We start from the raw sequence: 11,466 nt of genomic DNA on the forward strand, positions 1-11,466 counted from the left end.
TTAGCAAATCAAACAACACTCGCTCATAGTACAACAGCAAAATCTAATAATTTTAACCATTAAGTGGGTGTTTGCTACTTTTTATTTCACCTATGTGGTTGTCTTGTCTCCTTAAGACTACGGGTTTTTCAGATCACTTTGCACTTCAAGTCTTAATCGCAGGTCTTATTATGATTTTAATCAATGACTTTTGCTTGACAATTGGGATACTCAAAGGTGTACAAGTACTTGTTGTAGACAACGATCGCGATACTAGAGATTTGTACGCATTTTTACTCCAAGACCTGAGCGCAAATGTGATTACCGCTGGTTCGGTAAAAGAAGCTGTAGAAATCCTGAGTTGGTTCATACCCAACATCTTGATCTGTGAAATAAGGTTTTTAGGTGAGAGTATTTATACATTGCTAAATAAATTGAATGCAATGGAAGCAGAGAATGGCAATCATATCCCAATCATGGTGACTTCAACCTCTACCACAGGTACTCATGAGCAAATTCCAGATGTAGAGTTTGAAAAATATTTACTTAAACCATTTAGCCTTGATAAATTTGTTTTCATGATTTTTAATCAAGTAGAGCAAGATGTGGCAAAAAACTTTTGTCATGATGTAGTAGTTTTACAGTAGTAAGCTTTGTAGAGACGCTGCAATTGCAACGTCTCTACACCAAGATTTATACATCTAATCAGTAACCAAAAAAAACGGAGGCAGTTATTAACCACCTCCTAACAAATTAAACCAATTCGCAATTCGCAATTCGCAATTCGCAATTCGCAATTACGTTTTGTGACGGGGATTTAGACCCCGACACAAAACGCGCTGCCTATAGAGGCAGGGGACTTAAACCCCCAAAGTTTGTTAAAGCTTGGATGGACTGAGAAATGCTTTGACAGCCAGCTAGAAACTCAGCTATCAGCGGCTCAAAAACATAGTCAAGACCACTCCCAGGATAATCGATCCACTACCAAGAATGAATGACCAAAAGCGATGATAACTGTTGACAATAGTGCCATTTTCACTCTGGAGTTGAATCAAATCCATCCAAGGTGCAACGCCTCGACGGAACCAACCCACAGCCCCAACTTGTTCACCAATCAAGCTTTGAACTCGTTTCATTCCAAACAAGAAATTGCCGATGGGGCCAAAGCGTGAGGCGTAATGCAAATAAAGCATTCCACTACGATCCTGAATTTTTAAGTCGGAACCAAACTTATAACCAGCGTCGCCACGACCAATTAGTTGACCTTCAAGTTTTGTCGGTTGTCCACGCAACGGACTGGCGTAAGGGTCTGACATTAAGGTGAGAATGTCGGTTTCTGGTGCTTGCTTATAGTCGGGGAACATCACCAAGGCTTTGACCACAATTCCGATCCCTAAGCCTATAAGTGGCGCACCAATTACCAAACCTGTGTTTGGGGAACTTGACCACAGAATCACACCCATTACCAAGCCAATGAAGAAACCTATAGTTTCAGCACCGTACAATACAACATCTAAAAAGAAGTTGCCGTAAAGCCTACTCTTACTCAGAGTTTTGCCTTCTGCCATCACTCGCCCCATATCAAACTCTGTCGGTAAACCCAATTGTTCGGCATAGTTGCTTAATGCACGAACTCGTTTGCCTGTCAAGGGGTGGGTGGAATTTAACTCCATCCACCAGCCCCAAGGGTTAAACATATCCCACAGAAAGACGCGACCAACTTTTTGAGTATCGGATGTAATGCGGTAAGCAGTTCCTGTGGAAGCGGCAGCTTTATGGTCATAGATACCCAAGGCGCGAGTTCCTTCAATTAAACGGCTGGGTTCTTGTGTCCGCGAACCTTCTTCTAATATTCCGTAGGCAATCTTCACCAAAGCGCGGGATAATCCATTGGGATTACCTGTACTTTCGGCGGCAAAGTGGTCAGCAAAGTATTCCCGTGTGCGGGAGAGGTACAGCAGTAGATAAGTACCAATGATATAAAACACGTAGGCAACTAGACCCGCAGTTTGCATCGCATCTTTAATTTTGCTATCGCCACCACGCCCAAATCTTCTGGCTGTGCTGTAAATCAGGTAGCAAATTTGTACCAAGGTAGAAGCTACTGTCATGACTGCAAAATCCCAGTGGACTATGTGCCCCAGTTCGTGAGCGTAGACAGTAGCAATTTCATCGTCATCCAGGTATGTGAAAAGTCCCTGACTGACTACTAAACGGGCGCTGTTTGGTAATGAACCATAAGTAAAAGCCGTGGGGTTTTGGTCGTTAATGATGCCCAAACGAGGCGCTTTTAGCTTTTTCTGTTCACAGACTTGGCGAATAACTTTAGCTGTCTCTGGACTGAGGGTTTCAACTTCTGCTAACTCTACCCAACGAGTTTGGTAAAGCCAGCTTTGGGTTAAGTCCATGAGGAATGGCGAGAGGAAAAAGGCGGCGATATTAAAAACTAGCGTAATACCAATAGCGATCGCTAGCCCTTGGAGTGGATCGTCGCTACCCAAAATAAATACTAAGCTCAAACCTAAAGCCAAGACCATGCCAAACAGCAAGGTCATGGTGACACCAGAAGCTAATGCTAAACTACCACCCACACCCCCCATTGCTAATTTCATCCCAGTGGTAGCGGCGCGACTAGCTTTTTGGCTGGTATTAGATGGCTGGCGCAAGGATTGACTAGCTTGTTCTGCCCAACTACGAGCTTGTGGGTTTTCACTCATCATTAACTTTTGGCACAGCGCCTTGGCTTTTTCGATTTCGCCTGTGGCTTGATAGGCTTTCATCAGCCACATCTGTGCTGAAAGATAATCTGAGGAATTGTGTTCAACAGAATCGCGGCAGAATTGTTCGAGTAATTCAACCGCTTCTTGATAACGTTTTTGGTTTAAGGCATCTAATCCAGATTGCAATGACATAGGATCTCCCTAGTGAAGGAGTAGCATTTGATCTATAGATACTCAATATCTCCAGCGATCGTCACTACAATTTCGTAAAAAATTAAATAATGAGAGTATAAATTATTTACTTAAGTAAAAGGCTAGAAAAACATACATTACTATGTCTTTCTAGCCTGGGGAACGCATAAATCATATTTAAGATTTACAAATAAAAGCCGTAATAATACTTACAATATTTTTGGTGCTGTAAAGTTAATGCCTTTTTGTCTGTGTTTGATATTTAGAGAATAAATGTTTTGCACCCAGTCTTGCTTCACCCAATCAGGGTAATTGCTGATTACCCAAATGGTTCACCCGATTGGAGGAAGACGAATGATGAACATAACCTCAGATTGATAAGATGAGGAAAAGGTAAAGATTTGTACTATGACTATTTTTAACATTGCTTCTCCCTTAATTGCGATCGCAGGACAAACCCGCCAAGCTGCAAGTAAGCTAGCGATTCTCTCCACTGAGGCAAAAAATCAGGCTCTTGTTGCGATCGCTCAAGCTTTAGAATCAGCTAGAGATGAAATTTTACAAGCAAATGTTGCCGATTGTGAAGCTGCGAATGCCGAAGGGATTCCCAAACCACTTTATAAACGCTTGCAGTTGGATGAACATAAATTAAGAGATGCGATCGCTGGGGTACGAGATGTTGGTAAACTAGCTGATCCAATTGGTAAAGTGCAGATTCACCGCGAACTCGACACTGGTTTAATTCTCAAGCGAATTACTTGTCCTTTAGGTGTTTTGGGGATTATTTTTGAAGCCCGTCCAGAGGCGGCGATTCAAATTGTTTCTTTAGCAATCAAATCAGGAAACGGTGTAATCCTCAAATGTGGAAAAGAAGCTGTAGGTTCTTGTGAGGCAATAGTTAAAGCAATTAAGCAGGGATTATCTCATACTGCTGTTAACCCTGATGCTGTACAGTTGCTGACAACCAGAGAAGAAACTTTAGAACTTTTGAAGTTAGATAAATATGTAGATTTAATTATTCCTAGAGGTTCTAATTCCTTTGTGCGGTTTGTGCAAGAAAATACGCGAATTCCGGTATTAGGTCACGCCGATGGAATTTGTCATCTTTATATAGATAAAGCCGCCGATCTTTCTAAAGCAGTTCCAATTACCGTTGATGCCAAAGCCCAATATCCTGCTGTTTGTAATGCAATTGAAACTTTGCTAGTTCACCAATCAATTGCTAACGAATTTTTACCCAAAGTTGCTGAGGCTTTGCAAGAACGCCATGTAGAATTAAGAGGTGATAAACGCACCTTAAAAATTTTACCGAACATTGCAACGGCAACAGACATAGACTGGCAAACAGAATATAGCGATTTTATTTTGTCGATAAAGATTGTAGACTCTATAGAAGATGCGATCGCGCATATTAACGAATATGGTTCTCGTCATACCGACGCGATTATTACTGAAGATTCAAACTCTGTTGAAACTTTCTTTGGATTGGTGAATTCAGCTAATATATTCCACAATTGTTCTACCCGATTTGCTGATGGTTTCCGCTATGGTTTCGGTGCAGAAGTAGGGATTAGTACACAACAAATGCCTCCCCGTGGCCCCGTTGGTTTAGAAGGATTAATCACATACAAATATCAAATGACTGGCGATGGTCATATTGTAGCTACTTACGCTGGGGCTAATGCTAAAGCTTTTACTCATCAAGATTTAGTGTAAGTAGTTAGGCACAAATAAATCTAACTATATTACAGAAGGTAAATCGCTTAAAAGCCTTGCGATCCGGCCAAAGAGCAATTTTATTTTTGTAGCCTTTTCGTATCATGCTTTCCTGCCGTTACATCGAGTGTCATATTACTTTCGCTACTTTTACCCCGTACTATCAAAATTGAAGTAGTTAACTTTAAACTAATGCTTTGAGTAACGCCTGAAGCTTAAGTTGCACCTCTGCAAACTCCTTGTCAGGATCAGAACCAGCGACGATACCAGCACCAGCATACAATCTCGCGCGATCGCCATCAATTAATGCTGAACGTATTCCCACAATAAACTCACAGTTACCGTGAGAATCTATCCAACCTAGAGGCGCAGCATACAAACCCCTTTCAAAGCTTTCGTAACGACGAATTTCGGCACAAGCAACATCTCGTGCTGCACCAGCAACGGCTGGTGTAGGATGCAATTGCCCAACAATCTTTAATGGATGTATGTTAGCGGGAACCATAGCACTTATTGGTGTCCATAAATGCTGGATATTAGATAATTGTCGCAGTCGGGGTGCTAATATTTGCGGTAATAAACCTAGCTGGCATAAGCGTTGTGTAATGAAATCAAGCACTAGTGAATGCTCATGCTTTTCTTTTTCACTATTTAGTAAACGATTGGCATTAGCTGCATCTTCAGCAGGGGTTTTACCTTCGTGGTGCAGAACCAGCTAAAGCATCAGTGATTAACTGTTGATTATTAATACTAATTAATCTTTCTGGACTTGCACCAATAAAGTTTTGTCCTTTGCCATTACTTGTAGAGAAAATATAACAATTAGGATGATTTTGTCGAAGATTATTTAATGATTTAACTAAATCAAAGTGGTTGCTTGACTTTACATCTAATATATCTGCTAATACAATTTTGCTTAAATGACTAGACCGAATCTTTTCTAAAACAGATACTACTGAACGTTTAAATTGGGCAGCATTCGTGACAGATTTTTTATATAAGTTTGCTGGAAAACAATCAATATTAGCAGAGTAATATTCTAAAGATTGGATAAATTCAAGTTTATTTTGCACATTTTCCAACAACCTTTGAATATTTGCATCTTCATTGATAATTATATTTGTTACTAATATACAACGCTGATTTTTCACAGCTACTTGCCAACGTGGAAGAAAGATGGTAGCAGATGGAAAAGGGTAATCTACTTGGGCATTTTTATCAAAAAAGCTGAAATAAGAAAAAAAGTGAGGCCCAGAAAAAGGTTGATTAGCGTTACCAAAATTAATTATATTTTTTAGGCAAGATTTGATAAAATATTCAGCCTGAGCAAAACGATCTGCACCATCAATCTGTAATTTTGCTACAGAATCAATTGCTGCGATCGCTTCTCCTTTAGCTTTGTCCTCAAAGTAAAAATTTATTTCATTTGCTTGTGTTAGTTTATCCAATACAAGTAAAGGATCAACTAAATCGATCTCTTGAGTAATACTGACAATTTGCTTGCCATTATTTTGGAGGCACTTTTCTTGGACTGATAACAGAAAATGATATAAATCTTTGCGCTCTACAAACAAGTTGCTACGACATGGTGAAACTGTCATGGATCTATAGTAAATTTTTTTTAAGTTAACTTCCTAAAGTGTAATTAATCGTGGTCGTATTTCTACAGGTAACATATTAAGTTGCCATTTTACCAGCGTAGGGTTTGCCTTGTTCGTGGTGTTCTCAAACCATGATAAGACAGTTTCAGCTTGAGACTACAATGTGAGGGTGAGTGTTAACAACGCAAGGTTAACAAGCCATAGTAAAAGTAGCAGTTGTTTTTAGATAATGAATATCTAGTACAGTATGACGTAAATAAAGCTACCATTCCAAGAGTTAGAAAGCCCAAATTATAAGTTTTTTGACTTTTGAATTTTTAATTTTGACTTCCGCGTAGCGGTGCGTCTCTTTAAATCATAAAATCTCAAGTGTGAGTAATATTGCAGTTATTTAATTAATCACAAATGATGACTACCAAGCAAATTTTATATCCCAACACTAAGTTATGGATGGCAGCAATTAAACCGCCAATGTACAGCGTTGCCATTATGCCCATTTGGGTAGGAACAGCAGTAGCTTATGCAGAAACTAAAATATTTAATGGAACAGTATTTTCTACTTTTGTAGCTGCCGCAATTTTAATTCTTGCCTGGGAAAATATCAGTAATGATGTCTTTGATTCCGAAACAGGAATTGATAAAAATAAGCACCATTCTCTGGTGAATTTAACAGACAATAAGCCATTAATATTTTGGATAGGAAATTTGTGTTTAGGTTTGGGGTTGCTGGGCATATTAGCGATCGCCTTTTGGCAACAAGACCTAACTGTTATCGGTATAATACTGCTGTGCTGCGGTTTAGGCTATACGTACCAAGGGCCTCCCTTTCGCTTAGGATATCAGGGTTTAGGCGAGATTCTTTGCTTTTTTGCCTTTGGCCCCTTAGCAGTTGAGGCAGCATATTACAGCCAAACCCAAACTTGGTCAATGACAAGTTTATCAGCCTCAGTGATTGTCGGGATTGCCACAACCTTAGTTTTGTTCTGCTCCCACTTTCACCAAGTTAAGGATGACATAGCCGCAGGTAAGCGATCGCCTATCGTCCGTCTAGGAACCCAAAAAGGGGCGCAACTCTTAATTTGGTTTACTAGTAGCATTTATGCCCTTACTTTGTTGTTTGTACTATTGCAAATTTCTCCACCCTGGACGTTATTGAGTTGGGTGAGTTTACCCTTTGCTGTCAAATTATGCCGCCATGTGCAAGAAAATCACAACCAGCCAGACAAAGTTAGTAACTGTAAATTTATCGCCGTAGCCGTGCATTTCTGGGCTTGCTTGCTTTTTGGACTGGGATTTATACTTTAGCAACCATTTTTTTGGGCATGGGGCACTAGTACCGTAAGGCTGAAGTCAAAAGTCAAAATGAATACAGAGTAAGAGTTTTATTGATTTAGAATCGGTGGTTTATTTAAACCGTACTGTACTAGTAGCTTAGTCGCGCAGCCTCCTGTAGAGAACTATGGGGCATTAGAGCAGAGGGAGAAAAACTAATGATTCTTGACAAAAGCTAAATGACTAAGACCAATGACAATTATGATAAAGCTTGATTCTCGCGTCGTGACATACAGATTTGAATTTCGTCCATATCAGCGAAGATTTGTGCGATCGCTGACTACCAATCATGGCAATTGGGATATTCGTGAGGGGATTATCCTCCGGCTTACCGATGAATCAGGTAAAATCGGCTGGGGAGAAATTGCCCCCATTAGCTGGTTTGGTTCCGAAACTTTAGAACAAGCCTTAGATTTTTGTCGCCAACTTCGAGGAGAAATCACAGACGAGATAATTTTCTCCATCCCAGATGACTTACCTGCTTGTCAATTTGGCTTTGAGTCAGCCTACGAGTGGGGGAGTGGGGAGTGGGGAGTAGAGAGTGGCGGGGATGAGGGAGATAAGGGAGATCAAGAAAATAATTTTATAACCCCTAACTCCTCACTCCTAACTCCTAATTCGCTCTTCTACAGTGCCTTATTACCAGCTGGGGAAGCGGCTTTAAATGAATGGGAAACGTTGTGGCAGCAGGGATATCACACATTTAAGTGGAAAATTAGTGTGTATGCGATCGCTGATGAGCTAGAAATTTTTGAGTCACTCATATACACCTTGCCAGCCTTTAGCAAACTGCGATTAGATGCCAACGGTGGACTCAGCTATGAAGAAGCTAACTTATGGCTGCGGACTTGCGACAATCTCAAGGCAAATCCAGAACTACCCATAGAAATTGAATTTATCGAACAGCCGCTACCTGTAGAGCAATTTCAGCAGATGTTGGAATTGAGTACGAGTTATAAAACTGCGATCGCTTTAGATGAATCTGTCGCCACACTTGGGCAACTCGCTGCCTGTTATCAACAAGGTTGGCGAGGGATTTTTGTGATCAAGCCTGGGATAGCCGGATCGCCATCTCGCCTGAGAAAGTTTTGCCACCAGCATCAAATTGATACTGTATTCTCATCAGTATTTGAAACTGCGATCGCTAGACTTGCAGCACTCCAACTAGCAGCCGAATTATCCCAAAACAACAGAGCAATTGGTTTTGGCATCGACCATTTTTTTGAACAAGAAGAAACGTGGTTTCAAAGTTTATGGAACGACCTTTAGACTTTCTTAATAACCTAGCTCAAAATGATTGGCTTATCGGTTACAACAGCCATCAATTTAATCAAATATTTGAAGAATTATATTTAGAATTAACACAAATATCAGCGTGTGGAACACCACCAAAAATCATCTTAGCTGAACGTGAACCATTAAGGTTTCTAGCAAGTTTTATTGCTGCTTGTGCAGCTAATTGTCCAGTTTTTCTTTGTAACCCCGATTGGGGAACACAAGAATGGCAACAAGCCTTTGATTTAGTACAGCCAAATATTATCTTGGGAATAGGGAATAGGCAATGGGAAATAAGAAATAACGATAATTACCAATGCTCAATTCCCAATGCCCCATGCCCACTGATTATGATTCCAACAGGTGGTTCATCGGGACAGATTAAATTTGCTATTCATACTTGGGAAACTCTCACAGCATCAGTACAAGGATTTACAGAATACTTCCAACTAAAGCAAGTCAATTCTTTTTGCGTGTTACCGCTACATCACGTTAGCGGTTTAATGCAATTTATCCGCTCTTTCACCACCGGAGGTAAACTGGCTATTCTGCCATTCAAAGCAGTAGAATCTGGTCAAATATTCAATATTAAACAATCAAAATTTTTCATATCTTTAGTACCAACACAGTTACAACGCCTCCTGCAAAATCCAGAATTAACTGAATGGCTATCCCAATTTAATACAGTACTTTTAGGAGGTGCGCCAGCATGGAACGAACTACTAGAAAAAGCCAGATTTCATCGCATCCGATTAGCACCTACTTATGGCATGACAGAAACCGCCTCTCAAATTGCCACCCTCAAACCAGATAATTTTCTAAACGGTAAAATTAGCAGTGGTCAAATCCTTCCCCATGCAAAAGTAACTATTCGCAATCAGCAAGGCGAGATTTTAAATTCCAATCAAATCGGAAATATTACCATTCATGCTCAATCTTTAGCCCTTGGTTACTATCCTAAAAATAGAGAATATCAAACTTATTTTCAAGTAGATGATTTAGGCTTTTTAGACGAACAAGGACATTTAAATATTGTCGGACGTAACAGCGACAAAATTATTACAGGTGGCGAAAATATTTACCCATCAGAGATTGAATCAGCTATCCTATCAACTCAAATGGTTACTGATATCTGTGTCATAGGCATTCCAGATAAACACTGGGGACAAGCCTTAACAGCGATTTACATTCCCAAAAAATCAGATATCTCTGCCTTAAAAATCCAAACCCTACTCAAAGACAAACTCAGTAAATTTAAAATTCCAAAATATTGGATTCCCCTGCAAAACTTACCCCGCAACTCCCAAGGTAAAATTAACCGTCAACAGTTACAGCAAATCGCCACAGAATTCCTGCAAAATTCCGTCAAATAACTTCTCTCGATCTTCTTCTCTCTGCGTCCTCTGCGTCTCTGCGGTTCGTCTCCAACCACTGAACTATCTCATCAGGCAATTCCTGCTTACTTCGACTACTTACATCAATACAAACATGGCGAGTAATAGCCTTAGCAACTACTACCTCGCCCACAGTAATTTCGTAAGTAATTTCAAACTTCTCAACACCTATCTTTTGGGGAATTAAACTAATCAGTAACTTGTCCCCTACAAACATAGGGCGCAAAAAATCAACATTAGCATGAACAATGGGAAAGCCCACAGACGGATTAGTAAAAAAATCTTTGAGATTAATACTTGATGCTTCTAAAGATTCTTCATAAGCTTCATGGCAAATACCCAAAACGTTAGCAAAATAAACTACCCCAGCAGCATCAGTATCTTGAAAGCGAACCGTGCGGTTATAAGTAAAAGACATTTTTGATAGTTGAATTACGAATTACGAATTAGTAATTATGTTGACTCCAACGGCGAAACCTCGAAGTCATTAAACGAGCAAACATTGTAAGACGAAGCGGCTAAAGCCTTCACCAGCTTGCCGTTGAGAGTCAGCAAAGTAGCACCTACCTGCTGTGAAAGTGCAACATAAGAGCCATCATAGGCGGAGATTCCATAGTTTAGTGCGATCGCAACTGCATCCGCCATCAAATCAGCTGTGGAGACAACACGCAACGGAAAAGCTTTGAGACTAGCTAAATTCCCTTGAATCAGAGAAACATCGTAACTACCTGCACGAGCATACTTCCACAAAACGTTTGCACACTCAATGTAAAACAGGTCAGGTACAAAGATTTCTGTCTGGGGATAGGTAAGGTGAGCAAACAGTTGATTAACCTTGCCTGTTAGCGGATCGGGAATAAATTGTTTAACCGCCACACTCGCATCCACGACGCATCTAAGAGGAATTGTCATCTGTCCCGATCTTCTCTAATCATGGCAGTGCTATCAGGCCATTCGATATCATCTGGTAGCTGTTCACGGCGAAGACGAATCTCCTCTAGAAGTTTTGGGACATTTTTCCGCTTTTCGTCTTCTGCTTGCTGTGCTTCAGTCTTCAAAGCTTGGTCTAACAGAGTTATAACTTGGGCGTTAATGGAACGGTGTTCAGATGCCGCTAACTCTTGCAGCTTTGCATACAAATCATCAGGTAAATTTCTTACATAAAGGGTAGCCATCGCTTTACCTCAAAGTAGAATTTATCAAAATGATAGCATAATGCAAGCATGAAGTGAGAGGAGCGATCGCCTTTGGTTTGTG

At 40.3% G+C, this 11,466-nt stretch carries 9 protein-coding genes and 1 pseudogene; 5 read left to right on the plus strand and 5 right to left on the minus strand.

The window, feature by feature from the left end:
- Positions 1-170 precede the first annotated feature (170 nt).
- Positions 171-626, plus strand: a complete 456-nt coding sequence (locus tag ANSO36C_RS14470) for a response regulator (RefSeq protein ID WP_251960093.1) — start codon at positions 171-173, stop codon at positions 624-626.
- 285 nt (positions 627-911) lie between these two features.
- Here the strand turns inward: ANSO36C_RS14470 and ANSO36C_RS14475 are convergent, their stop codons facing one another.
- Positions 912-2,891 carry a zinc metalloprotease HtpX gene (locus ANSO36C_RS14475; protein ID WP_251960094.1) on the minus strand — a complete coding sequence of 660 codons (1,980 nt, stop codon included), beginning with the start codon at positions 2,889-2,891 and terminating at the stop codon, positions 912-914.
- A gap of 408 nt (positions 2,892-3,299) precedes the next feature.
- Between ANSO36C_RS14475 and ANSO36C_RS14480 the strand changes: the two genes are divergently transcribed.
- Entirely contained in the window at positions 3,300-4,607 is a 1,308-nt protein-coding gene (locus ANSO36C_RS14480; RefSeq protein WP_251960095.1) for a glutamate-5-semialdehyde dehydrogenase, read from the plus strand.
- Between the two features lie 184 nt (positions 4,608-4,791).
- On the opposite strand, the pseudogene ANSO36C_RS14485 reads toward ANSO36C_RS14480, so the two are convergent.
- Positions 4,792-6,208, minus strand: a pseudogene (locus ANSO36C_RS14485) (isochorismate synthase).
- A 408-nt stretch (positions 6,209-6,616) separates the two neighbouring features.
- On the opposite strand from ANSO36C_RS14485, the gene menA reads away from it, so the two are divergent.
- The 3 genes from menA to ANSO36C_RS14500 all read left to right on the plus strand — a co-directional run bounded on the left by menA (position 6,617) and on the right by ANSO36C_RS14500 (position 10,188).
- The gene (menA, locus tag ANSO36C_RS14490; protein WP_251960335.1) at positions 6,617-7,513 is read left to right on the plus strand and encodes a 2-carboxy-1,4-naphthoquinone phytyltransferase; all 897 of its coding nucleotides are present in this window, start codon (positions 6,617-6,619) and stop codon (positions 7,511-7,513) included.
- Between the two features lie 219 nt (positions 7,514-7,732).
- The gene (locus ANSO36C_RS14495; protein ID WP_251960096.1) at positions 7,733-8,809 is read left to right on the plus strand and encodes an o-succinylbenzoate synthase; all 1,077 of its coding nucleotides are present in this window, start codon (positions 7,733-7,735) and stop codon (positions 8,807-8,809) included.
- Positions 8,794-10,188, plus strand: a complete 1,395-nt coding sequence (locus ANSO36C_RS14500; RefSeq protein WP_251960097.1) for a 2-succinylbenzoate--CoA ligase — start codon at positions 8,794-8,796, stop codon at positions 10,186-10,188. Before ANSO36C_RS14495 ends, ANSO36C_RS14500 begins: the two co-directional genes overlap by 16 nt.
- On the opposite strand, the gene ANSO36C_RS14505 is transcribed toward ANSO36C_RS14500, so the two are convergent.
- Genes ANSO36C_RS14505 through ANSO36C_RS14515 form a run of 3 tightly spaced genes read right to left on the minus strand, consistent with a single transcriptional unit; the run spans position 10,181 to position 11,384 of the window.
- Complete coding sequence (locus ANSO36C_RS14505) at positions 10,181-10,627, minus strand: acyl-CoA thioesterase (protein ID WP_251960098.1); 447 nt, start codon at positions 10,625-10,627, stop codon at positions 10,181-10,183. The two genes, ANSO36C_RS14500 and ANSO36C_RS14505, sit on opposite strands and share 8 nt — an antisense overlap.
- A gap of 35 nt (positions 10,628-10,662) precedes the next feature.
- Complete coding sequence (locus tag ANSO36C_RS14510; protein WP_251960099.1) at positions 10,663-11,121, minus strand: type II toxin-antitoxin system VapC family toxin; 459 nt, start codon at positions 11,119-11,121, stop codon at positions 10,663-10,665.
- Positions 11,118-11,384, minus strand: a complete 267-nt coding sequence (locus ANSO36C_RS14515) for a FitA-like ribbon-helix-helix domain-containing protein (protein WP_251960100.1) — start codon at positions 11,382-11,384, stop codon at positions 11,118-11,120. Before ANSO36C_RS14515 ends, ANSO36C_RS14510 begins: the two co-directional genes overlap by 4 nt.
- Between the last annotated feature and the right edge of the window lie 82 nt (positions 11,385-11,466).

The sequence above is a fragment of the Nostoc cf. commune SO-36 genome (assembly GCF_023734775.1).
Taxonomy (GTDB): Bacteria; Cyanobacteriota; Cyanobacteriia; order Cyanobacteriales; family Nostocaceae; genus Nostoc; species Nostoc commune_A.